The following is a 23476-nucleotide window of genomic DNA, read 5'->3' on the forward strand; positions in this document are numbered from 1 at the left end:
GTACGATCGTCCGCATGACGTCCCCCACCCTCGCGCGCCCGGCGCCGGACGTGCGTCGGGCACGGGTCGCCGTCGCCGCGCTGTTCCTCACGAACGGCGCGCTGTTCGCGAACCTCGTGCCGCGCTACCCCGAGATCAAGGCCGGTCTCGACCTCGGCAACGCCACGTACGGGCTCGCCGTCGCGGCGTTCCCCGCGGGGGCCATCACCGCGGGCCTCGCCGCCGCGGCGCTCGTGCGGCGGTTCGGGTCGGCGCGCGTCGCGGTCGCCGGCACCGTGCTCACCGCGGCCGGGCTGCTGCTCGCGGGCCTCGCGCCCGTGCTGCCGCTGCTCGTCGTCGCGCTGTTCGCGGCGGGCGCGATGGACGCGTTCACCGACGTCGCTCAGAACGCGCACGGACTGCGGGTGCAGCGCCGCTACGGCCGCTCGATCATCAACGGCTTCCACGCGCTGTGGTCCGTCGGCGCGGTCGTGGGCGGCGGCATGGCGGCCGCCGCCATCGCGCTCGGTCTGCCCCTCGGGGTGCACCTCGCGATCACGGGCGGCCTGTTCGCCACCGTCGCTCTCGTCGCGCTGCGCTGGTGCCTGCCCGGGCTCGACGGCACGGCGCCCGACGCCGCCGAGGCCGGGGCCTCGCCCGGCGCCCCGGCAGGCACCGAGGGCTCGGGAGCCCGCGCCGGCGCGGCCCTGGCGCGCACGTCCCGCGCGCGCACGGCCGCCGTCCTCGCCGCGCTCGTGCTCGTCGCCGTGGCGGGCACCCTCGTCGAGGACGCGGGCAGCACGTGGGCCGCCGTCTACCTGTCCGGGCCGCTCGGCGCCCCCGCGACGCTCGCCGCCGCCGGCTTCGTCGCGCTCGTCGGCGCCCAGTTCGTCGGCCGCCTCGTGGGCGACCGGCTCGTCGACCGGTTCGGGCAGCGCACCGTCGCCCGGGTCGGTGGCGCGCTCGTCGCGCTCGGCACCGGCCTCGCGCTCGCGTTCCCCTCCGTGCCCGGCACGATCGCCGGGTTCGCCGCGGCCGGGTTCGGCGTCGCGACGCTCGTCCCCGCCGCGATGCAGCAGGCCGACGAGCTCCCGGGACTGCGCGCGGGGACCGGCCTCACGCTCGTGTCGTGGCTCATGCGGCTCGGGTTCCTCCTGTCCCCGCCGATCGTCGGGCTCGTCGCCGACGCCACGAGCCTGCGCACCGGGCTGCTCGTCCTCCCGCTGGCGGGCGTCGTCGTCGTGCTGCTCACCGGCGTGCTCGCCCCGCGCCGGCCCGCGAGCGGACCGGGCGCCGGCGACCGGCACGACGACCCCGACCACCGCAGGACCCCCGCGACCGAGGAGGCCGCCGCATGACCACCGACTACTTCGCCGGCGACGACCGCACGAGCTACGAACGGATGGCCGCGGGCGACCTGTACGTCGCCGACGACCCGGAGATCGCGCGCGGCGTCCACCGGGGCATGCGCCTCGTCGACGCGTTCCACCGCGCCGTCCTCGACGGCGACGGCGACGAGACGCGCGCCCGCGAGATCCTCGCCGACCTGCTCGGGTCGCTCGGCGAGGGGTCGTGGGTCAAGCCGCCGCTCGCGGTGGACTTCGGCAGCAACGTGCACCTCGGTGACCGGACGTTCGTCAACTCCGGGCTGACCGCGCTCGACGTCGCGGCGATCACGATCGGCGACGACTGCCTCCTGGGCCCGAACGTCCAGCTCCTCACCCCGACGCACCCCGTCGACCCGCAGCCCCGGCGCGACAAGCTCGAGGCCGCCGAGCCCATCACGCTCGGCGACAACGTGTGGCTCGGTGGCGGCGTGATCGTGTGCCCGGGCGTGACGATCGGCGACAACACCGTGGTGGGCGCGGGGTCCGTCGTCACGCGCGACCTGCCCGCGAACGTCGTGGCGGTGGGCAACCCGGCACGCGTGATCCGCGAGAACATCTGACCATGAGCGCCCCCCCGGACCCGGCCGGACCGATGCCCCGCGCCCGCCGCCACGACCCGGAGCGACGGGACCGCATCATCGACGCGTGCCTCGACGTCGTCGCGGAGCACGGCGTCGCGGGCACGTCGCACCGGCGCGTCGCGGCCGCGGCCGACGTCCCGCTCGGGTCGATGACGTACCACTTCTCCGGGATGGAGGAGCTGCTGCGCGAGGCGTTCGGCCGGTTCGCGCGTGACGCCGCCGCCCAGTTCGAGCGGCGCATGAGCGACGCGCGCACGCCCGAGGAGGCCGTCCAGGCGGTCACGACGCTCATCACGCACGACGTGTTCGCGACGCAGCGCGACCTCGTCCTGTCGCACGAGCTCTACACGCTCGCGGCACGGGACCCGGCCTACCGGACGCTGACGAACGACTGGATGCGCCGCAGCCGTGACGCGCTCGGCCGGCACTTCGACCCCGCGACGTGCCGCGTGCTCGACGCGTTCATCGAGGGCATGACCATCCACCGCGCGCTCGACACCGAGCCGCACGACGACGTCGACGTCCTCGGTGCGGTGCGGCGCCTCACGCGGGTGCCCTGAGGGGCGCGCTCCGTCAGGGCGCGGTCACGTCGAACAGCTCGCACGTCGTGTCGTAGTACGCGTCGGTCGTGCCGCGGTGCGTCATGCCGATCCGCCGGCACACCGCCTGGGACGCCGCGTTGTCGGCGTGCGTCACGGCGACGACCCGGTCGAGACCCCGCGCGAACGCGTGCGCGAGCACCGCGGCCGCCGCCTCCGTCGCGTACCCGCGGCCCCACGCGTCGGGGTGGAAGTGCCACCCGATCTCCGTGTCGCCCGACGGCTGCAGCGGGTCGCCCGTGCCCGACGCCGGGATGAGCTTGAGCAGGATGGTCCCCACGGGCGCGCCGTCGGGCAGCACCGTGCCCTCGCTCTCGCGCGGGACGACCGCCCACACCCCGTGCGTGCCGTCGTCGACGGCGGCCCAGCGCTCGACCCGCTCCATCGCCTCGTCGCGGTGCTCCAGGACGCGCGGCGTCACCCCGACGTACCGCACGACGTCCCAGCGCGAGTAGATGTCGAGGACGGCGTCGGCGTCGTCGGGCCGCCAGGGGCGGAGGGTGAGGCGGGGCGTCGTCAGGATCTGCACCGCCCCAGGCTACGAGCACGCCGCGGGCACGGGCACCGCGGCGTCAGACGATCTTGGGGAACGCGAGGAGGAACCCCACGCCGACCACGAACAGGAGGCACGCCATGCCGACCATCCCCCACTCGGCCCGGTCGGAGCGGAACCGCCCCGCGAACGCACCGAAGAACAGCACGAGCGCGAACAGCACCGTCACGAGCGTGTAGTTGTCGCCCCGCTGGTTGTTCGCGAGCGCCTGCTCGAAGAGCGCGTCCGCCCGCGCGTCGGCCTCGACCGCCTCGACCTCGCCGGGCGGGACGTACGAGTCCAGCGCGAACGGGCTCGGCGCCGCGTCGGGGTTCTGCAGGGGGCGCGACGCGAGCCACTCGTCGAACGCCGGCCGGAAGTGGGGCGTGAAGCGCTCGCTCGCGAAGTCGGCGAGCAGGTCGTTCTCCTCGGCGACGCCCTGGAGGTACAGCGCGAACACCTGGAGGTCGATCTCGCGGGCCGCGTCCGCGTGCGACCGCTCCGTGGATGCCTCGATGCGCTGCGTCGACGCGCGCGAGAACGCGATCGACATCTCGCCGCCCCACTTGCTCGCCTCGAACCCGCTCCAGGCCGTGAGCACGGCCGTCACCGAGAGCAGCACCACCGTGACGGTCTCCCGCAGGGACCTGCCGCCCTTGCTGTCCGCTTCCTCGTCGGCCACGTCAGGACCGTAGCCCGCACGGGCCTGCTGCGCGCGGCGACCGGCGCACGCACTCCCGGGCGCCGCCGGGAGCTGTCATCCCGCTCCGTCGCGCCCGTGGCGGCGCCGCAGGGCGAGCACGACGACCCCGGCCAGGAGGGCGGCAAGAGCCACCGCGAGCAGCACGCCGACGTCGGAGCCCGTCGCGGCGAGGCCGTCGTCGGGCGTCGCTCCCGGTGTCGCCGTGCCGTCCGGCTCCGGGGCGTCCGACGTCGGCCCGTCGGTGGGCGCGGCCGTCGGGGCGGTGGGGGTGGGGGTGGGAGTCGGCGGGTCGAGGACCGTGTTCACGACGGTGCACCCGACGTCCGCACCGTCGTCGACGCGCACGGTGTCGGCGCCGACGAGCTCGCCGCCGTCGCACACCCACTCCTGCTGGGCGTAGTCCCACTCGCCGCCCGACTCGGACAGGCGGTACGTGCCCTCGGCGACGGGCACGGCCGTCACGTCGGGGGCCCCGTCGTGCCCGGAGAGCGGCGTGGGGCCCATGGCGGTGAGCTCCCAGTCGTCGGCGGGGGCGACGTCGTCGACGACCTCCTTGTGGAGCGTGAGCGTGCCCGCGAGCCAGTGGTTCGTCACGGTGCACACGACGTCCGCCCCCGGCGGGACGATCACGGTCGAGCCCGCGACGCGTGCCCCCTCGCACCACCACCCGAGGGACGTCCACCCGGCCGGCCCGCTCTCCGCGAGCGCGTAGCGCCCGGGCTCGACGCTCACGTGCGAGACGGCGGCGCTCGCGCTCGGGCCGGAGGCCGAGAACCCTGCGCCCTCGGCGGAGAGCGTCCAGTCGGTGACCTCGACCTCTCCGGTGAACCCGCGGTCGTCGAGCGCCTTGACGAGCGTGAGGTGCGGGAGCTGCGCGACGTTCGTCACGGTGCACGTCGCGACGCCGCCCCGCGGCAGGGAGACGGTCGAGCCCGTCAGCGTCGCGTGGCCCGTGCAGGACCATCCCGCGCTGTCGTAGCCGCTGAACCCGCCGGACTCGGAGAGGTCGTACTCGCCCGCCGGCAGGTGCCGGCGCGTCGTCGCGGCCGTGCCGCTCGCGCCCTCGACGACGACGCCGCCCGCCGCGTCGGTCGCGGTCAGCGTCCACGCGGCCGGGTCGGCGGACCCGCCCTCGACGTCCTTGACGAGCGTGAGCGTCGCACCGACGTAGGTGTTCGTCACGCGGCACACGACGTCGTCGTCCGGCGCGATCGTGACGACGGGCCCGCTCTGCCCGGACGCCCCGTCGCACACCCAGTCCCCCGCCTCGTGGTCGGGCCGCTGCGTCAGCTCCGCGAGCGTGTGGTCGCCCGCCCCGACGTGCACGTGGGACACCTCGACGCCGCCGGAGGGGCCGCTGATCGTCGCCGTCGTGCCGTCGGGCTGCGGCCCGGTCGCGGCGAGCTCCCAGTCGGCGGGCTCGGTGGGCCCACCGGTGAGCTCCTTGACGAGCGTGAGGTGCGGCAGCACGACGGCGTTCGTCACCGTGCACACGACCGTCGCACCGGGCGCGACGCTGACGACCGCACCGTCGAGCCCGCCTCCCGTGCACTGCCACGCGCCCGGGTCGAACCCGGTCCAGCCGGACTCGGAGAGCGCGTAGTCGCCCGGCGGGACCGGGACGGCCGTGACCGCGGGCGAGCCGCTCGGCCCGGTGACCGTGGTGGCCCCGCCAGCAGCCGTCAGCGTCCAGTCCGCGGGGACGGCCGTCGTCGTGCCCGCGAGCTGCTTGACGAGGGTGAGGGTGCCGCCCTGCCAGGTGTTGGTCGCGGTGCACGTCACGTGCTCGCCGGGCGCGACGGTGACGGTGCCGCCGTCGCCCTCGCCAGCCGCGGCGCCGGTGCACGACCACGTCGCGGCGTAGCCTGCGGGGCCCTGCTCCGTGAGCGCGTACTCGCCCGGCTCGACGACGACCGCCGTCACCGCCGGGTCCCCGGTCGCGCCGGAGACCTGCTCGGGCCCGGTGGCGGAGAGCGTCCAGTCGGCGACGGCGGCCGGTCCGCCCACGACCTCCTTGACGAGAGTGAGGGTCGGCTCGTCGCCGACGGCGTCCGACACGTTGCGGACCGTGCACGTCACCGACCGGCCGAGGTCGAGGGTGACGACGTCGCCGGACAGCGGGGCGCCGTCGCACCGCCAGCCCTCGCTCCGGTACCCGACGGGATCGCCTTCCTCGGAGAGCGTGTACTGCCCGATGCGGACGGCCTGGTTCGTCACCGCGTCGGACCCGGACGGTCCGGCGATCGACGACGGCCCCTGCGCGCGCAGCGTCCACTCCTCGGGCGACGCCGTGCCGCCGACGACCTCCTTGACGAGCGTGAGCGTCGGGGAGATCGCCTCGTTGTCCACCGTGCACGTGAGCGTGCCGCCCGGCGGGACGACGACCTCGGGCGTGGGGTCGAGGATGTCCTCCCCGCCGCAGTTCCAGTTCTGGAACCGGAAGCCGGCGACCCCGCCCGTCTCCCAGATCCGGTAGGTGCCCGCCGGGACCTCGAGCGACTGGACGCCGTTGAGCCCGTCGCCCTCGACGACCTCCCCGGTCCCGAGGTGACGTGCGTGCATCGTCCACAGCTCGCGTCGGCCCTCCGACGAGCCCGTGTCGAGGTTCTCGATGCGCTTGAAGAGCGAGAGCCTGCCCGTCTCGGCCTGCGCGGAGGCGGGCAGTGCACCGGCAGCGGCGAGCGCGAGCACGGTGCCGAGGGCGAGGACGAGCGCGACGACCACCGCCGTCGGGCGGGACGCGCGGGGCGAGGAGGAGGACGGCATCGGCAGGGGCACCTCCGAACGGGGTCGCGTCGAACGTATCGCCCGGCTCGGCGGGGCGCGCGACGACCGCCGTTCGTCGCACGTGGGCCACCGTTCGTCGCACACCTCGACCGCCGGTCGACGTGACGTGGATCACCCGCTCACGGGCTCCCTAGCCTTCCGTGGTCGGACCGCAACGACGCGACCCTGGAGAGGCTCGATGACGACAGACACCCGCGCGGCGCGGAACGCCGCGGACGACGACCCGGAGATCGTGCCGGACCCGTCCCTGCCCCCCACCGCGGTGCCCGAGGAGCTTCCCGGAGCACAGGCGCGCACGCGCTGGACGCCGCAGAAGATCGCGCTGTGGGCCGCGATCTCGCTGCTCGGCGGCGTCGCGTGGGTCATGCTCGCGGTGGTCCGAGGCGAGACGGTGAACGCGATCTGGTTCGTGTTCGCCGCCGTGTGCACGTACCTCATCGGGTACCGGTTCTACTCCAAGGTCATCGAGCGCTACATCACGCGCCCCGACGACCGCCGGGCCACCCCCGCCGAGGCGCGCGAGGACGGCAAGGACTACGTCCCGACCGACCGGCACGTGCTGTTCGGCCACCACTTCGCCGCGATCGCCGGCGCGGGCCCGCTCGTCGGCCCGGTGCTCGCCGCGCAGATGGGCTACCTCCCGGGCACGATCTGGATCATCGTCGGCGTCGTGCTCGCGGGCGCCGTGCAGGACTACCTCGTCCTGTTCTTCTCCATGCGCCGCGGCGGGCGGACCATCGGCCAGATGGCGCGCCAGGAGCTCGGGCGTGTGGGCGGCACCGCCGCGATCGTCGCGTCGCTGCTCATCATGATCATCATCGTCGCGATCCTCGCGCTCGTGGTCGTCAACGCGCTCGGCGAGAGCCCGTGGGGCGTGTTCTCGGTGTCGATGACCATCCCCATCGCGCTGTTCATGGGCGTGTACCTGCGGTACATCCGCCCGGGCAGGATCACCGAGGTCTCGATCATCGGCTTCGCCCTGCTGCTCGCCGCGATCGTCGGCGGCGGCTGGATCGCGGACACCGCCTGGGGCGCCGAGCTCTTCCACCTCGACCGCACGACCATCGCGGTCGGCGTGATCGTCTACGGCTTCGTCGCCGCGGTCCTGCCCGTGTGGCTCCTGCTCGCCCCGCGCGACTACCTGTCGACGTTCATGAAGGTCGGCGTCATCGTGGTCCTCGCCGTCGCGGTGATCGTCGTGCGGCCCGAGATCACGGTGCCCGCGATCAGCGAGTTCGCGAGCGGCGAGACGGGCCCGGTCGTGTCCGGGGCGCTGTTCCCGTTCCTCTTCGTCACCATCGCGTGCGGCGCGTTGTCCGGGTTCCACGCGCTCATCGCGTCAGGGACGACGCCCAAGCTCGTCGAGAAGGAGCGCCAGACGCGCTTCATCGGCTACGGCGGCATGCTCATGGAGTCGTTCGTCGCGATCATGGCGCTCGTCGCCGCGATCTCGATCGACCGCGGCATCTACTTCGCGATGAACTCCTCGGCGGCCGCCACGGGCGGCACCGTCGAGGGCGCCGTCGCGTTCGTCAACGGGCTCGGCCTCATGGGCGTGAACCTCACGCCGGACATGCTCACGTCCACGGCCGAGGCGGTCGGCGAACCGTCGATCGTGTCCCGCACGGGCGGCGCCCCGACGCTCGCCCTGGGCCTCGCGCACATCATGCAGCAGCTCGTGGGCGGCACGGCGATGATGGGCTTCTGGTACCACTTCGCGATCATGTTCGAGGCGCTGTTCATCCTCACCGCCGTCGACGCCGGCACGCGCGTCGCCCGGTTCATGCTCCAGGACACGATCGGCAACGTGGCGCCGAAGTTCCGGGACGTGACCTGGCGACCGGGCGTGTGGTTGTGCACCGCGATCATGGTCGCCGGGTGGGGCAGCATCCTCTACCTCGGCGTCACCGACCCGCTCGGCGGCATCAACACGTTCTTCCCGCTGTTCGGCATCGCCAACCAGCTCCTCGCGGCCATCGCGCTCGCCGTCGTGCTGGCGATCGTCGCCAAGCGTGGGCGCAGCTACCAGCGCTGGCTGTGGATCGTCGCGGCGCCGCTCGCGTTCACCGCGGTCATCACCATCTGGGCGTCGATCGAGAAGATCTTCTCCCCCGTCCCCGCGGTGGGGTACTGGGCCAACCACGACGCGTTCAAGGACGCGCTCGCCGCGGGCGAGACGTCGTTCGGCACCGCCGGCTCGGTCGAGGCCATGGAGGCGGTCGTCCGCAACACGTTCGTCCAGGGCACGCTGTCGATCGTGTTCGTCGTGCTCGCGATCGTCGTCATCGTCGCCTCGGTCCTCGTGACCGCGAAGGCGCTGCGCGACGGCGGCGGCACGAACCACGAGGACCCGCCCGTGGCGTCACGCCGCTTCGCCCCGGCCGACCTGGTCGCGACGAGGGCCGAGAAGGAGATCCAGAAGGAGTGGGCGGCGCTGCCGCCCGAGAAGCGCCCTGCCGCGACGGGGCACCGGTGACGGTGCGGCAGGGCTCGCAGGGTCCCGCCACGACGGTCCGCGCGACCGTCGTGGCGGGGCTCCGCGCCGCCCGCTGGTACGTGCGGCAGGTCATGGGCGACGACGCGTACGCGACCTATGCCGCGCACCAGCGCGCGGTGCACCCGGGCGGGGTCGTGATGACCGAGCGCGAGTTCTGGCGCATGCGCCACGCCGAGCAGGACGCCAACCCGGGCTCGCGCTGCTGCTGACCGCCTAGGCTCGGCGCCGTGCTGCGCGTACCCGTCGACCTGCTCCTGCCGCGGGTCTCGACCGCCGATGTCCGGCGACGCGCCGCGGAGCTCCCCCGGCGCGGGCAGGAGGTCCGGGTCCGCGTACGGGGCGACCTGCTGGTCGCGCGCCGCTGGGCCAGCGGTGCCCACGCGAGCGGCCACAGCGTGCTGCGGGCCCGTCTCACCCAGGAGCCCGGCGGTGTCCGGGTGCGCGGGGCGGTCGTGCCGAGCGGGCTCGACCTCCTCCTGGTCGCGATCTGGCTCGCCGCGGCCGGCGGGCTCGCGGCGCTCGGCGCCGTCTACGACAGCGAGGTCGCGTGGTTCGTCGCGCTCCTCCCGCTCGCGTTCGGGGCCGTCTTCGCCGCCTGGCTGCCCGGGGCCGCACGGGCCGGTCACGCGGTCCTGCTCCGGGCGCTCACCGGTCTCGGCGAGAGACCCACGTCGCAGGGACTACGGTGACGGGCGTGGCTCGCCCTCCCGTCCCCATCACGCTCGACCCGCCGCGGGGTCAGATCCCCACCGTCTCGGTCCTGCTCGCCACCGACGCGTCGACCGCGGCCGGCTGGGTCGCGGAGGCGTTCGGTTCCCAGCGCTGGAAGCGCCGCGCCTCGGACGCCGCCCACCGGGCCGGTGCGGCGCTGTGGGAGATCGGGGGCGCCGGTCGCGCCTTCCTCCTCGACGACCTCGACGTGCTGCGCTGGGTCTCCCCGCGCGCGACGGCGTTCGTCTCGCACGGCCGGGCCGTCGCGACGGTCGGCGCCCTCGACCGGGGAACGAGCGAGCCTCCCGCCGCGACCGTCGCCCTGTCCCTCGTCGACGGCGCCTTCTCGTGCCGCGAGAGCCTCGCTGCCGTCGCGCGCGGTCTGCGCGACCGCGCCGTCCGCGCCGGGGCGCTGCACCCGGACGACGTCCCGGTCTGGGCGAACGCCATCGAGCTCCCGGCCGGGTCGCCCCTCCACCCGGCCACAGGGCGAAAGCTCTTCCGCCGTGGCTGACACGACGACGCCCGGACGTGGGATGATCCCACCCGTGATCGAGCTGGCCATGGGCGACGCCGCCAAGCGTCAGGTGCTGCGTTCCAACATGACGATGATCTCGATCTTCGCGCCGCTCGTGGGCCTCGCCCAGCTCCCCGCCGCGATCGCGAGCGGGAACCCGGCCCTCGCGCTCGGGTTCCTCGCGTTCGCGCTGTCCATGATCCCGCTGACGTACGCGACCGCGCGCCGCATGGTCGACCGCACGCGGATCGTCCTCGGCGACGGGACGTACACGGTGCACGGCTGGGGCCGGACCAAGCGCTTCACCGTCGCGGACGTCGACCGGGTCGTCACCGTGGACCGCATGGCGTTCGGGCCGGCCAAGGCGACGCACCACCTCATCGTCGTCGGCCCGACGACGCGGCTGCTCCTGCTCGTGGGTCAGATGTGGGACCGCGAGCAGCTCTCGACGGTCGCGCTCGACCTCGCGCGCCGGGGCGTCCCGCTCACGCCGTGGCACCGACCGGTCACACCGGCCCAGCTCCGGGCGTTCGACCGGCGGCTCGTGCCCTGGCGTCAGGCGCACCCGGTCGCCCTCGGCCTCCTGGTCGGGCTCGGCACGCTCCTCGTCCTCGTGGTGCTGCTCGTCGTCGTCGTCGCGCTCGTCGTCTGAGCGTTCGCGAAGGCGCGTCCCCGGGCGGCCCGTGGGCTCCTCAGGCTCGCGGCGCGTCGACGTCCCGCTCCGGCCCTGGCCGGGCGCGGTCGTGCCAGTAGCCCTGCGCGTGCACGCGCGACCTCGCGATCCCTGCCGCCACCAGCTCGGCGCGGACCCGCGCGACGGTGGCGCTCTCGGTCGCGCACCACGCGTAGAAGCCGCTGCCCGCGTCGGCCGCGGACCGTCCGTGCTCCGCGGCCCAGGCCCGGACCGCGCCCAGCACGGCCCGCTCGCGCCCACGGTGCTGCCGGGGCACGTGCGCGACCCGCACGGTCCCGCGCACGTCCCCGACCGGCGCGTCGGCCGGGTCGCCGGCCTCCACGAGCACGTGCACCCGCACGTCGGGGCGCAGGCTCGCGAGGATGCCGCGCACCGCGGGCGCCGAGGTCTCGTCCCCCACGAGCAGCACGTGCGCGACGTCGGGCCCCGGGTCCCACTGGGTGCCGTGGTCGGTCACGCCGAACCGCGCGTGCGGCGCCGAGAGCAGCACACGGTCCCCGGGCGCCGCGCGACGCGCCCAGGCGCTCGCCGGCCCGGCGGGCTGGTGCAGGTACAGGTCGAGGTCCACCTCGGCGTCCCGCGGCCGCACGGCCACGGGCGTGTACGAGCGCATCACCGGCCGCACGTCGTCACGGAGCGCGGACCACTCGCGCCGCCACACGCTCTCGGCCGCGAGCCCCGCCCGCCGCGCGAGCTCGTCCGCGCCCGGCCCCGGGAGCAGGATCTTCACGCGCTGGTCGAGCCCGACGTCGGCGCACCCCGCGAGGTCCGGGCCGGCGAGGGTCACGCGCACGAGGCGCGGGCCGACGTCGTGCACGCGCGCGACCGTCGTCCGGAAGAGCACGTTGGGCGACCGGTGGAACCGGCACCCGACCGCGCCGCCGGCCGCGCTCCCGACCGTGGCCGACGGCCCGGCCGGCCGGTCAGGACCCGGCACGGTCCTGGAGGAACCGCTCGACGTCGTCGAGCACGGCCTGCCCACCGAGGGGGCCCACGCCGCTGATCCAGTACGACTGGTCGACGACGCGCACGTCGGGGAACGACGCCGCGTTGAGCGGGATCTCCGCCGGGACCGCGGCCGGGTCGGCGGGATCTGCGGCCGAGACGAGGACGAGGTCGGCGGCGGCCTCGGTCACGCGCTCGGGCGACAGGTCGACCGAGATGTCCTCGCCCCAGTCCTGCTCCGGCGTCGAGAACCCGACGCACTCGAGCGTGCTGCCCGCGAACGACCGCGGTCCGTAGGCGGACACGATGCCGTCGCGCGGGCGCAGGAGCTGCGCCGTCCCGGAGACGTCGTAGTCCTCCTGGAGCTGCGCGCACCGCTCGTCGTAGGCGTCCAGCAGGGCCTGGGCGTCGCTCTCGCGGCCGAGCGCACGACCCACGAGCAGCACGTTCTCCTGCCACGGGTCGGTCTGCGTCGCCATGAACACCGTCGGCGCGATCCCGGCGAGCTGGTCGTAGAGGTCGGCGTGGCGCGACTCCGTGCCGAGGATGAGGTCGGGCTCGAGCGCGGCGATGGCCTCGAGACTCGGCTCGGGCACGGTGCCCACGACCTCGATCGCCTGCGCCTCCTCGCCGAGGTAGGTCGGCACCCCGGCCTCGACGCTCAGCACGGCGGCACCGACCGGCACGACGCCGAGCGCGACCGCGGTGTCCGTCTCGACGGGCTCCAGCGTCACGACGCGCTGCGGCGCCGCCGCGAGCTCGGCGGTCCCCCGCGCGTGCTCGACGGCGTACCCGGCCGCGGTGGCGTCCGTCGTCGCGGTCGGTGCGGGCTCCCCCGGGCCGGACGAGCAGGCGGCGAGCAGGGCGGAGACGAGCACGAGCGCACCGACGAGGGCGTCGCGGCGCACGCGGGGGCTGGACGATGCGGTCCGGGAGATCGGCACAGGGGTTCCTTCACCACGAGTAGGTTTGCCTCACCTTACCTGGCGGCGGAGGCGGGCGACGACGTGACGCTGGTTACGATCGCTGCATGTCCGGGCCCGTGTTCGCCGGCGCCGTCGCCGGTCTCGTCGTGGGCGTGCTGCTCACCCTCGGGCTCGTGCTCGCCTGGCGGCTCGCGCGCGGGTCGCGCGAGCTCGGGAGCGACTCCGACCGGGCGACGTTCCGCACCCTGCACCTCGCGTCGCGCGCCGCGACGCACCTGCGGGGCGGGCTCGACGGCGACGACGTCGGCCGCGCGGCCCGCTCGCTGCGCCAGCTCCTCGGCGCGGACGCGCTCGCGGTGGTCACCGCCGAGGGCGCGGTCGCGCTAGACGGCAGCACGACCCTCGAGCCCGACGCGCGCCGGGTCGCCGAGCGCGTGCTCGCCACCGGTCGGCGGCACGTCGAGAGCGGGGCCACCGGGAGCGAGGGTGGCGACGTCGCCGACGCCGTCGGGGCGCCGGTCGTCGCGGGCGGGCGCGTCGCGGGCGTCGTCGTCGCGTTCGCGGGGACCGTCCGTCCGCCGCTCGTGCGCGCGACGGGCGAGGTCGCGCAGTGGTGCTCGGCCCAGCTCGAGCTCGGCGAGCTGGAGGCGTCGCGCACGGCGCTCGCGCAGGCCGAGCTGCGCGCGCTGCGCGCCCAGATCAGCCCGCACTTCGTCTACAACGCGCTCGGCGCCATCGCCTCGTTCATCCGCACGGACCCGGAACGGGCGCGCGACCTCGTGCTCGACTTCGCCGACTTCACGCGCTACTCGTTCCGGGGCCGCGGCGACTTCACGACCCTCGCGGACGAGCTGCGCTCCATCCACTCCTACGTCGAGCTGGAGCGCGCCCGGTTCGGCGAGCGCCTCGCCGTGACCCTCCAGATCGCGCCCGAGTCGCTGACGACCGTCATCCCCTTCCTCTCGGTGCAGCCGCTCGTCGAGAACGCCGTCCGGCACGGGCTGGAGCCCAGGGAGCGCGGCGGGACGATCGTCATCACCGCGCGCGACGAGGGCACCCAGACCGAGATCACGGTCGAGGACGACGGCGTCGGCATGGACCCCGCCGTCGTGCGCGAGCTCCTCACGTCCCGCGGGAGCGAGCACGTGGGCCTGCGCAACGTCGACCGGCGCGTGCGCCGGCTCTACGGCGACGACCACGCGCTCGACATCGAGACCGCGCCCGGCTCGGGCACGCTCGTGCGTCTGCGCGTGCCGCGGTCCCAGCCCTTGCACGAGACGGAGGTGAGCGTGCCGTGACCGGCACCGACCCGGCAGCGGACCGGGCCCCGGGGCGGACGCCTGCCCTGCCGACGAGCCGGCCGACGAGCCGGCCGACGGGCCCGGGCGCCGCGGCCGAGGAGGACCCGGCCGACGTCGGGCTCGACGTGCTCGTCGCCGACGACGAGCGGCCCGTGCTCGACGAGCTCGTCGCCCTGCTGCGGCGCGACCCGCGCGTGCGGACGGTGCTCGGGGTCGCGACCGGCTCGGAGGCCTTGCGCGAGCTCTCCTCGCGCACGGTCGACGCGGCGTTCCTCGACATCCACATGCCCGGGCTGACCGGCCTCGACCTCGCCCGCGCGCTCTCGCGCTTCGCCGACCGCCCTGCCGTCGTGTTCGTCACCGCCGACGAGGCACGCGCGCTCGAGGCGTTCGACGTCGAGGCCGTCGACTACGTGCTCAAGCCCGTGCGGCGCGAGCGCCTGACGCGCGCCGTCGACCGGGTCGTGGAGCGCGTCGCGGACCGCGCGGGTCGAGCCGGCGCCGCCCCGGACGCCGGAGCGACGCCCGCGAGCGCCGCTCCCCCTGCCGCGGGGTCGGGTGCGGGGCGCGAGGCGCCGGACGACGAGACGCTCGTCGTGACGGTCGGCACCACGACGCGGCTCGTGCGCCGCAGCGCGGTGCGGTGGGTCCAGGCTCAGGGCGACTACTCGCGGCTCGTGACGGACTCCGAGCAGTTCCTCGTGCGCGAGCCGTTGTCCGACCTGGAGGAGCGGTGGGCTCCGGCGGGGTTCCTGCGCGTCCACCGGTCGTACCTCGTCGACCGCGCGGCCGTGACGGCGGCACGGTTCGGCGGGGCGCAGCCCGCGCTCGTCGTGGCGGGGCAGGAGGTGCCGGTGAGCCGACGCATGGTCCCGGCCGTGCGCGAGGCGCTGCTCGGTCCGCACCGGGGCCCGTCGTGAGCGACCCGGACCCCACGGCGGACCCGAGCCGGCCGCCCGCCGGAGGCGTCCCCGCCGCCGCGTGGCGTCCCGGGACGCAGCACTCGGACACCGAGGCAGTTCTCGGCCGGGGGCGTGTGCGTGTCCGGTCGACGGACCCGTGGCCCGACGCCGGCGGCCCGGCCGGGGACTCGCCGCCGGGCGGCTCCCGTGCGCACCCGGAGGAGGGGGACGACGACGTGGCCCACTACACGCGCGGCCTCGTCCGGGCGCAGCTCCGGCTCGGGCTCGCGTGCGTGGTCTCGTTCCTCGCGGTCGTCACGCTGCTCACGGTGACGATGAGCGCCGTGCCCGCGCTGGACGCCGTGGTGGTCCTCGGCGTCCCGCTGCCGTGGCTCGTGCACGCGTACGGCTTCTACCCCGTGATCGTCGCGTTCGCGGTCGTGTTCGCCGTCGCGGCGGCGCGCAACGAGCGCCGGTACCGCGCGCTCGCCGAGGGATCGACCGGGTCCTCCGAGCCCGGACCCGACGAGGCAGGCGCCCCGTGAGCGCGCTGCCCCTCGTCGCGATCGGGCTGCTCCTGCTCGCGACCGGTCTCATCGGGTTCTACGGCCTGCGCATCTCGCGCACCACGAGCGACTTCTTCGTCGCGTCGCGCACGGTGCGGCCCGTGTGGAACGCGTCGGCGATCAGCGGCGAGTACCTGTCGGCGGGCACGTTCCTCGGCCTCTCGGGGCTCGTGCTGCTCTCCGGCGCCGAGGCCTTCTGGTTCCCCGTGGGGTATGCGGCGGGCTACCTGCTCGTCCTGCTCTTCGTGGCGGGACCGCTGCGCCGCAGCGGCGCGTACACGATCCCCGACTTCGTCCACGCCCGGCTCGACTCCGTCGTCGCACGCCGCGTCACGAGCGTGCTCGTGCTCGTCATCGGCTGGCTGTACGTCGTGCCGCAGCTCCACGGCGCGGCGCTCGTCATCACGAGCGTCGCGCCCGTCCCGCCGTGGGTCGGGTCGGTGGGGATCGCGGTCGTCGTGAGCGCCGTCGTCGCCGCGGGCGGCATGCGCTCCATCACGTTCGTCCAGGCGTTCCAGTTCTGGGTCAAGCTCACCGCGCTCGCGCTGCCCCTCGTGTTCGTGCTCATGGCGCTCGGCGGGGCGTTCGAGCCCGGCGGCGCCGTCGTGACGTTCGACCCCGCCGCCGTGTTCCCCCACGACGCCGGGCCCGGCGGCCTCGACGCCTACGCGACCGTGTCGCTCCTGCTCGCCCTCCTGCTCGGCACGACCGGCCTTCCGCACGTCCTCGTGCGCTTCTACACCTCGCCCGACGGCGGCTCGGCCCGCCGCACGACCGTCGTCGTGCTCGTGATGATCAGCGTGTTCTACATGGTGTCCAGCACGCTCGGGCTCGTCGCCCGGGTCGTCGCGCCCGACCTCGCCGAGCCCGGGGTCGCGGACACCGTGGTGCTCACCCTGCCGACCCGCCTCGTGCCCGGGCTCGGCGGAGAGCTGCTCGCGGCACTCGTCGTCGCCGGCGCGTTCGCCGCGTTCCTCGGCACGTCGTCCGGGCTCGTCGTGGCGCTCGCGGGCGTCGTGAGCCAGGACCTGTTCGGCGGGACCGTGCGGTCGTTCCGGTGGTCGGCGGTCGCGTGCACGCTCATCCCGCTCGCGTTCGCGCTGGTCACCATCCCGCAGGGCCTCGTGACGAGCGTCGGGACGGTGTTCGTCTTCGCCGCCTCCGCCCTGTCCCCCGTGATCCTGCTCGGCGTGTGGTGGCGCCGCCTCACCGCGCGCGGCGCGGTGGCGGGGATGGTCGTGGGGTCCGTCCTGTGCGCGACGGCGCTGCTCGCCTCGTCCGCGCTCGTCGCCGCCGGGTACGGGGCCGGCCCGTCAGGCGTGACGGCGGACGGCGTCCCCGGCGTCGTGCGCGCCCTGCTCGCCCAGCCCGCGGCGTGGACCATCCCGCTCGCGACGGCGACCGTCGTCGTCGTGTCGCTCCTCGACCGCCACGGCCCGCCCCTGCGCACCGACCGGTTCCTCCGGCGCCTGCACGTGCCGGAGCGCCGCCGGCCGTGACCTCCGCCAGACAGGCAGGGTGAGGAGGCGAGCGCCCGGAGCGCCCGGGGTAGCGGGGCCTGGGATCTGTAGCGTAGGAGGCCGAGGAGCTCCGCGTCGGTTTCCTACCGGGGCGGGAGCACGCGAGACCCGTCCACTCGGGAGCAGGCCGGTTCGTCACGTTTCGCATACGTCCTATGAGCCTCCTGGAGCGAGGGTTCGCAGAACCCACCGGCAGCCTCGGCGACCTGCTGGACGGGTCTCGGCCCGAGATCACCGGGTCGTCGAAACACGGCACACGTGACTACGTCGACGAGATCGTGCGTTCTGGGTTCCCGGACATCCACGGCCTCGCACCGCGCGCCCGCCGGCACCGGCTCGAGGGATACGTCGACCTGATCGTCACGAGGGCGTTCCCCGAGCAGGGACTCGTCGTGCGTCGCCCCGGCGTCCTGCGCGCCTGGCTCACCGCCTATGCAGCCGCGACGTCGACGACTGCGACCTACCAACGAATTCTCGACGCCGCCACACCCGGCCTCTCCGAGAAGCCCGCTCGGAGCACCCTGACCGCGTACCGCGACGTTCTCGAACAGCTCTGGATGCTCGATCCCGTCGAAGCGTGGCTCCCAGGCCGGAACCACCTCGGCCGGCTCGCGCGCGCACCCGAGCACCAGCTGGCGGACCCCGGTCTCGCCGCTCATCTGCTCGGTGCAGACCAGTCCGCGCTTCTCGGGGGCGGCGAAGGCCCCGTCCCCAACCTCCGCGACGGAACCTTGCTCGGATCGCTGTTCGAACACCTCGTCACTCTGGACGTCCAGGTCTATGCCGAACGGTCCGCAGCACGGGTACGTCACCTCCGGACGGCCGACGGCGCGCACGAGGTCGACATCATCGTCGAGCGTCCGGACGGCCGGGTCCTGGCGATAGAGGTCAAGCTGGCGACCACGGTCACGGACCACGACGTCCGGGACCTCGCTTGGCTGCGCGACAGGATCGGCGACGACCTCCTCGACATGGTCGTCGTCACCCCCGGGCCGCACGCCTACCGACGCAGGGACGGGGTCGCTGTGGTGCCAGCCGCGTTGCTCGGCCCCTGAACCCGCGCGCCACCAGGATCGTCGCTCTCAGATCCAGCGCGCGCCGATCTCGTCGTGGAGCTGCTGCGTCTTCTGCACGCGCAGGACGCCGTCCTCGACCGCGGCCTCCAGGCCGACCTCCCGCGCGATCGCGACGATCGCGTCGCGCTGCTCCGGGTGGTCGTCGGCGTCACCGCCGTCCCACAGCTCGAGCCACCGGTCGGTGGGGTCGTCGCTGCCGCAGTCGGCCCACACCCGGCAGATCCGGTCGAGCTCGTCCTGCGTCATCGGGCGGGTCGGGGTCGCGTACACGGCGTGCTCCTGTGCTCGCTCGGCGTCGGTGAGAAGTCGTGGCTCACCCTAGACCCCGGCCGGCGCCCCCCGCGCGTCGGTTCCCCCCGACCTGGCTGCCGACCGCGCGGCGGACCCCGCCCGGTCGAGCGCGTCGTCGACGAACGGGGCGAGGAGTGCGGCGACCTCGCTCGCGTGCGTCTCGAGCAGGAAGTGGCCGGCGTCGTAGACGTGCACGGCGAGGGTCTCCATGACCTCGTGGTACGCGAGGACCTCGCGGATGTCGAAGAACGTGTCGAAGCGGCCCCAGAGGACCAGGCACGGGGGCTGGTGGCGCCGGTGGTAGGCGGCGATCGCGGGGAAGCGTGCGACGTGCGACCGGTAGTCGGTGAAGAGCCGGAACTGCAGGTCGGTCATGCCCGGGCGCGAGAGCCGCTCCCAGTCGAGGTGCCACGACTCGGGCGGATGAAGCTCCTGGACGCTCGGAGGCGACCCGGCGAGGTACTGGTCCCGGGTCCCTTCGAAGGTCAGCCAGTCCGGGAGCGCCGCGCGGTTCTCCGGGGTCGGGTCGGCCCAGAATCGCCGGGCCGTGTCCCACGCGTCCCCGAGGCCCGCGTCGTGCGCGTTGCCGTTCTGCACGACCAGTCCCAGGACGCGGCCGGGGTCGCGCATCGCCAGCGAGTACCCGACGGGGGTGCCGAAGTCGGTGACGTAGAGGACGTAGCGCTCGATCCCCAGGCTCGCGACGAGCGCCTCGGTCACGTCCGTCAGGCGCTCGAACGTGTACTCCTCGGGCGGGAGGGCGTCGGAGAAGCCGAAGCCGGGAAGGTCGGGGGCGACGACGTACGCGTGGTCGGCGAGCACCGGCAACACGTCCCGGAACGAGTGGGACGAGGCGGGGAAGCCGTGCAGGAGCAGCACCGCGGTCGACGAGGGCACCCCGGCCTCGCGGTAGTGGACACCTACCCCGTCGACCTCCCGGGAGCGGTGCCGCGGTCGGGACGAGTGCTTCACATCGGATCCTCCTGAGCGCTCCGAGCGACAGGTCATGGCCGTCCGCCCATCATAGAAAGGAGGCCTCGACCGGGCGGGCGTCTCAGCAGGCGAGCACCCTCGACCGCATGGCGGATGCGCCGTAGGATCGTCTCAACCATCCAGAGCGGTCGAGAGTCCTGGCTCGACGACACCGCAGCAACCCGCCGACGGAAGCCTCCCGAGGACAAAGGTGCTAACGCCAGGGTCGATGGAGTGACGCATGGTCTCAGAGGCATCCTTCGCGCACCTTCCGGGCAGCACGTGCCCGACGACGGTCGCGCACGCACGTACCTCCGGCGGGGCGGCGTCGTGAGCGTCGCGGACGCCGTCGGGCAGGCCTACGGCGGAGCGGCCCGGCCGACGGTCTCGTTCGAGCTCATGCCCCCGCGGCGCCCGGACGCGGCGCCCAAGTTCTGGGAGACGGCACGCCGCCTCGTGGCGACGCACCCCGACTTCGTGTCCGTGACGTACGGCGCGGCCGGGACCGACCGCGCGACCGCGCGCCAGGTCGTCGGCCGCCTGCTCCAGGGCACGCCCGTGCTGCCGATCGCGCACCTCACGTGCGTCGGGGCGTCGCGCGAGGACGTCGAGGAGGTCATCTCCGACTTCCTCGACGAGGGCGTGCGCAGCTTCCTCGCGCTGCGGGGCGACCCGCCGCGCGACCAGCCGGACTGGCAGCCCGCGCCCGACGGCGTCCGGTCGTCGACCGAGCTCGTCGCGCTCCTGCGCGAGGTCGAGGCGTCGCGCTGCGCGTCCGACCCGGCCGCCGCGCTGCGCGGTGCTGCCCGCCCGCTGACGATCGCCGTCGCGACGTTCTGCGACGGCAACCCCGCCGCCGGCACGACGCGGAGCCAGGAGGTGCGCCGCCTGTGGCAGAAGCAGCAGGCCGGCGCGAGCTTCGCGATCACGCAGCTCTTCTACGACGCGTCGTCGTACACCGACTTCGTCGCCGAGGCCCGCGCGGCCGGCGTGACGATCCCCATCCTCGCCGGGCTGCTGCCCACGACGGAGCCCGCGCGGCTCCGCCGCGTCGAGGAGCTCACGGGCGTGCGCGCGCCCCAGCACCTGCTGGACGCGCTCGACGCCCTGCCCGACCCGGAGGCGCAGCACGCCTACGGGATCGCGTACTCGGTCGACCTCGCGCAGCGCGTCCTCGACGCCGGCGCGCCCGGTCTGCACGTGTACACGTTCAACAAGCACCGCGCCGCTCTTGACCTGCTCGAGGGTGTCCACCTCGGCGGCGGGTCGGGCGGGACGGGAGACAGCACCAGCGCTGCCGCCGCCCCGCTCGTCCCGGACCTGGCCAGCGGGCCGTGGGTCACCGGCACCTCCCTGCCCACGACGAGCGCGGCCACGCACGGCACGCCCGTCTGACCGGTCCTCCGGACCAGCAAGAGGTTTCGATCATGGCCACTTCCGTACCCTCCCCTACCCAGATCCAGGCCGGCTTCCCCGCCGGCACCGTGCTCGGCTACCCGCGCATCGGGCGCCGCCGCGAGCTCAAGAAGGCCGTCGAGGCGTTCTGGGCCGGCAAGACGTCGGCCGACGAGCTCGAGGCCACGGCTCGTGAGCTGCGCCTCGCGACCGTCCGCCGGCTCGTCGACCTCGGCCTCGGCGCCGGCGACGCGTCGGTCCCCGGCTCGTTCTCCTACTACGACCAGGTGCTCGACGTCGCCGCAGCCCTCGGGGCGGTCCCGTCGCGGTTCGCGTCGCTCCTCGGCACCGGGCCGGCCGACGCGGGCCGCCTCGACCTCGCGGGCTACTTCACCGTGGCGCGCGGTCAGGGCGACGACGCCCCGCTCGAGATGACCAAGTGGTTCGACACGAACTACCACTACCTCGTGCCCGAGATCGGCCCGGACACCCCGATCCGGTTCGTCGACGACCGTGTGGTGCGCGAGTTCGTCGAGGCCAAGGAGGCGGGCGTCGTGACGCGGCCCGTCGTCGTCGGGCCGGTGACGTTCCTCGCGCTGTCCAAGGCCGCCGACGACGCGCCCGCCGGGTACTCGCCGCTCGACCGTCTCGACGACGTCGTCGCCGCCTACGCCGACCTGCTGCGCGCCCTCGCTGCCGCCGGCGCGCCGTGGGTCCAGCTCGACGAGCCGATCCTCGTCACCGACTCGGTCGACGTGCCGTTCGCCGACCTCGCCGCCGCGGTGGAGTCGGCGTACCGCGCCCTCGCGACCGACCTCCGCCCCGTGCCGAACCCGGGGTCTTCACCGGACTCGTCCGCGAACCCGGCCGCAACCCCGGGTTCGGCACAGGACGTGCGACCCGCGATCCTCGTCGCCGCGCCGTTCGGCGGGCTCCAGGCCGGTGCCGAGACCGCCGGTGGGGCGGTCCGGGACGGGCTCGCGCTCCTCGCGGGCACCGACGTCGACGCGATCGCGATCGACCTCGTCAAGGGCGCCGTCCCGACGGCGGCCGACGGCGGCGTCCCCGGCCTCGCCGGCAAGACGCTCGTCGCGGGAGTGATCGACGGGCACAACGTGTGGCGCGCGGACCTCGCGGCGAAGCTCGACGTGCTCGAGGCCGTGCGGGGCCTGGGCGCGGGAGCGGTCGCCGTCGGCACGTCGACGTCGCTGCTGCACGTGCCGCACGACGTCGAGGACGAGGTGTTCCGCTCGACGGACGACGCGACCGGCCCGGCGTCGGGCACGACGCTCGACCCGCGCCTGCGCGACTGGCTCGCGTTCGCGGACCAGAAGGTCGGCGAGGTCGCGACGCTCGCCCGCGCTCTGACCGAGGGTCGCGACGCCGTCGCGGCCGAGGTCGAGGCGTCCCGCGCGGCGGTGGCGTCGCGCGCGGAGGCGAGCGGCGTCGTCGTGCCGGCGGTGCGCGAGCGCGCGGCCGCGCTGACCGACGCGGACTTCGCGCGCGGCGACCACGCCGGGCGCGCGGCCGCGCAGCAGGAGCGCCTGAACCTGCCGCTGCTGCCCACGACGACGATCGGCTCGTTCCCGCAGACGCCCGAGATCCGCCGCGCCCGCGCGCTGTGGACCAAGGGCGAGCTCTCGGACGCGGACTACACGACCGCGATGCGCGAGGAGATCGCGCGGGTCGTCGCGCTCCAGGAGGAGCTGGGCCTCGACGTGCTCGTGCACGGCGAGCCGGAGCGCAACGACATGGTGCAGTACTTCGCGGAGCACCTCGACGGGTTCGCGGTCACGGCGAACGGCTGGGTCCAGTCGTACGGGTCGCGCTGCGTGCGCCCGCCGATCCTGTGGGGCGACGTGACGCGCCCGGAGCCCATCACGGTCGAGTGGTCCGCGTACACGGCGTCGCTCACCGAGAAGCCCGTCAAGGGCATGCTGACCGGGCCGGTGACGATCCTCGCGTGGTCGTTCGTGCGCGACGACCAGCCGCTCGGCGACACCGCGAACCAGGTGGCCCTCGCGCTGCGCGACGAGATCGCGGACCTGGAGGCCGCGGGCATCGGGATCGTGCAGGTCGACGAGCCCGCGCTGCGCGAGCTCCTGCCGCTGCGCAAGGCCGACCAGCCGGCGTACCTCGACTGGTCCGTCGGGTCGTTCCGCCTCGCGACGTCGGGCGTGGCAGCGGCGACGCAGATCCACACCCACCTGTGCTACTCGGAGTTCGGCGAGGTCATCGGGGCGATCGACGGCCTCGACGCCGACGTGACGTCGCTCGAGGCGGCGCGCTCGCGCATGGAGATCGTGCCGGAGCTGCGCGACGCCGGCTACGCGCGCGGCATCGGGCCGGGCGTCTACGACATCCACAGCCCGCGCGTGCCCTCGACCGAGGAGGTCACGGAGCTGCTGGAGCTCGCCGTGAAGTCGATCGACCCGACGGTCGTGTGGGTCAACCCCGACTGCGGCCTGAAGACGCGCCGCTACGAGGAGACCGTGCCGTCGCTCGAGCACCTCGTCGCGGCGGCGAAGGCGGTCCGGGCCACGCTCGGCTGACCCGCACGGGCGCCGGAGGCCGGGTCCCCTCGGGACCCGGTC

Annotated in this window: 22 protein-coding genes and 1 riboswitch; of the genes, 15 read left to right on the forward strand and 7 right to left on the reverse strand. The window is 74.7% G+C overall.

The genetic code is table 11. The annotated features are described in order from the left end of the window. The first annotated feature begins 14 nt into the window (after positions 1–14). The 3 genes from JN535_RS11340 to JN535_RS11350 are packed head-to-tail and all read left to right on the forward strand — an operon-like array spanning position 15 to position 2508. Positions 15–1337: an MFS transporter gene (locus tag JN535_RS11340; protein ID WP_205205655.1), complete on the forward strand. Its 1323-nt coding sequence runs from the start codon at positions 15–17 to the stop codon at positions 1335–1337. Next, positions 1334–1927: a sugar O-acetyltransferase gene (locus JN535_RS11345; protein WP_205205656.1), complete on the forward strand. Its 594-nt coding sequence runs from the start codon at positions 1334–1336 to the stop codon at positions 1925–1927. Before JN535_RS11340 ends, JN535_RS11345 begins: the two co-directional genes overlap by 4 nt. 2 nt (positions 1928–1929) lie before the next feature. After that, positions 1930–2508, forward strand: a complete 579-nt coding sequence (locus JN535_RS11350; RefSeq protein WP_240200988.1) for a TetR/AcrR family transcriptional regulator — start codon at positions 1930–1932, stop codon at positions 2506–2508. Positions 2509–2521: 13 nt separating this feature from the next. On the opposite strand, the gene JN535_RS11355 is transcribed toward JN535_RS11350, so the two are convergent. The 3 genes from JN535_RS11355 to JN535_RS11365 form a co-directional block, all read right to left on the reverse strand. Continuing rightward, positions 2522–3076, reverse strand: coding sequence for a GNAT family N-acetyltransferase (locus JN535_RS11355; protein WP_205205657.1), 555 nt, complete (start codon positions 3074–3076; stop codon positions 2522–2524). A 43-nt stretch (positions 3077–3119) separates the two neighbouring features. Further along, positions 3120–3761 carry a hypothetical protein gene (locus tag JN535_RS11360; RefSeq protein ID WP_205205658.1) on the reverse strand — a complete coding sequence of 214 codons (642 nt, stop codon included), beginning with the start codon at positions 3759–3761 and terminating at the stop codon, positions 3120–3122. Between the two features lie 75 nt (positions 3762–3836). Continuing rightward, on the reverse strand, positions 3837–6548 hold the full coding sequence (locus JN535_RS11365) for a hypothetical protein (RefSeq protein ID WP_205205659.1): 2712 nt from the start codon (positions 6546–6548) through the stop codon (positions 3837–3839). Positions 6549–6747: 199 nt separating this feature from the next. Between JN535_RS11365 and JN535_RS11370 the strand changes: the two genes are divergently transcribed. Genes JN535_RS11370 through JN535_RS11390 form a run of 5 tightly spaced genes read left to right on the forward strand, consistent with a single transcriptional unit; the run spans position 6748 to position 10946 of the window. Next, entirely contained in the window at positions 6748–9045 is a 2298-nt protein-coding gene (locus tag JN535_RS11370) for a carbon starvation CstA family protein (RefSeq protein WP_205205660.1), read from the forward strand. Beyond that, positions 9042–9275 (forward strand): YbdD/YjiX family protein, encoded by a 234-nt coding sequence (locus JN535_RS11375; RefSeq protein ID WP_374100501.1) that lies wholly within the window; start codon positions 9042–9044, stop codon positions 9273–9275. Before JN535_RS11370 ends, JN535_RS11375 begins: the two co-directional genes overlap by 4 nt. Before the next feature lie 18 nt (positions 9276–9293). After that, positions 9294–9755, forward strand: a complete 462-nt coding sequence (locus tag JN535_RS11380; RefSeq protein ID WP_205205661.1) for a hypothetical protein — start codon at positions 9294–9296, stop codon at positions 9753–9755. Positions 9756–9760: 5 nt separating this feature from the next. Further along, positions 9761–10291 carry a hypothetical protein gene (locus JN535_RS11385; RefSeq protein WP_205205662.1) on the forward strand — a complete coding sequence of 177 codons (531 nt, stop codon included), beginning with the start codon at positions 9761–9763 and terminating at the stop codon, positions 10289–10291. Between the two features lie 34 nt (positions 10292–10325). Beyond that, entirely contained in the window at positions 10326–10946 is a 621-nt protein-coding gene (locus JN535_RS11390) for a hypothetical protein (RefSeq protein WP_205205663.1), read from the forward strand. 40 nt (positions 10947–10986) lie between these two features. Here JN535_RS11390 and JN535_RS21560 read toward each other — a convergent pair whose 3' ends face one another. Next, the gene (locus tag JN535_RS21560) at positions 10987–11805 is read right to left on the reverse strand and encodes a siderophore-interacting protein (RefSeq protein ID WP_205205664.1); all 819 of its coding nucleotides are present in this window, start codon (positions 11803–11805) and stop codon (positions 10987–10989) included. 106 nt (positions 11806–11911) lie between these two features. Next, positions 11912–12877, reverse strand: coding sequence for an ABC transporter substrate-binding protein (locus tag JN535_RS11400; protein WP_307868605.1), 966 nt, complete (start codon positions 12875–12877; stop codon positions 11912–11914). An 86-nt stretch (positions 12878–12963) separates the two neighbouring features. On the opposite strand from JN535_RS11400, the gene JN535_RS11405 reads away from it, so the two are divergent. The 5 genes from JN535_RS11405 to JN535_RS11425 all read left to right on the forward strand — a co-directional run bounded on the left by JN535_RS11405 (position 12964) and on the right by JN535_RS11425 (position 18203). Continuing rightward, positions 12964–14157 carry a sensor histidine kinase gene (locus JN535_RS11405; RefSeq protein ID WP_205205665.1) on the forward strand — a complete coding sequence of 398 codons (1194 nt, stop codon included), beginning with the start codon at positions 12964–12966 and terminating at the stop codon, positions 14155–14157. A gap of 128 nt (positions 14158–14285) precedes the next feature. Beyond that, positions 14286–15080 carry a LytR/AlgR family response regulator transcription factor gene (locus JN535_RS11410; RefSeq protein ID WP_205205768.1) on the forward strand — a complete coding sequence of 265 codons (795 nt, stop codon included), beginning with the start codon at positions 14286–14288 and terminating at the stop codon, positions 15078–15080. Next, complete coding sequence (locus tag JN535_RS11415) at positions 15077–15607, forward strand: hypothetical protein (protein WP_205205666.1); 531 nt, start codon at positions 15077–15079, stop codon at positions 15605–15607. The genes JN535_RS11410 and JN535_RS11415 overlap by 4 nt, the downstream gene beginning before the upstream one ends. Then, positions 15604–17127, forward strand: coding sequence for a sodium/solute symporter (locus JN535_RS11420; protein ID WP_205205667.1), 1524 nt, complete (start codon positions 15604–15606; stop codon positions 17125–17127). The genes JN535_RS11415 and JN535_RS11420 overlap by 4 nt, the downstream gene beginning before the upstream one ends. Before the next feature lie 176 nt (positions 17128–17303). Beyond that, positions 17304–18203 carry an ATP-binding protein gene (locus tag JN535_RS11425; RefSeq protein WP_205205668.1) on the forward strand — a complete coding sequence of 300 codons (900 nt, stop codon included), beginning with the start codon at positions 17304–17306 and terminating at the stop codon, positions 18201–18203. Between the two features lie 27 nt (positions 18204–18230). Here the strand turns inward: JN535_RS11425 and JN535_RS11430 are convergent, their stop codons facing one another. Both JN535_RS11430 and JN535_RS11435 read right to left on the reverse strand, forming a co-directional pair. Beyond that, positions 18231–18494 carry a hypothetical protein gene (locus JN535_RS11430; RefSeq protein ID WP_087470335.1) on the reverse strand — a complete coding sequence of 88 codons (264 nt, stop codon included), beginning with the start codon at positions 18492–18494 and terminating at the stop codon, positions 18231–18233. A 48-nt stretch (positions 18495–18542) separates the two neighbouring features. After that, positions 18543–19487: an alpha/beta fold hydrolase gene (locus JN535_RS11435; RefSeq protein WP_205205669.1), complete on the reverse strand. Its 945-nt coding sequence runs from the start codon at positions 19485–19487 to the stop codon at positions 18543–18545. Between the two features lie 133 nt (positions 19488–19620). Further along, a riboswitch (SAM riboswitch) is annotated at positions 19621–19723 on the forward strand. Positions 19724–19886: 163 nt separating this feature from the next. On the opposite strand from JN535_RS11435, the gene JN535_RS11440 reads away from it, so the two are divergent. Further along, positions 19887–20882: a methylenetetrahydrofolate reductase gene (locus JN535_RS11440; RefSeq protein WP_205205769.1), complete on the forward strand. Its 996-nt coding sequence runs from the start codon at positions 19887–19889 to the stop codon at positions 20880–20882. A gap of 32 nt (positions 20883–20914) precedes the next feature. After that, entirely contained in the window at positions 20915–23434 is a 2520-nt protein-coding gene (gene metE / locus JN535_RS11445; protein WP_205205670.1) for a 5-methyltetrahydropteroyltriglutamate--homocysteine S-methyltransferase, read from the forward strand. Positions 23435–23476 lie beyond the last annotated feature (42 nt).

It is taken from the genome of Cellulosimicrobium cellulans, assembly GCF_016921195.1.
Lineage (GTDB): Bacteria > Actinomycetota > Actinomycetes > Actinomycetales > Cellulomonadaceae > Cellulosimicrobium > Cellulosimicrobium cellulans_F.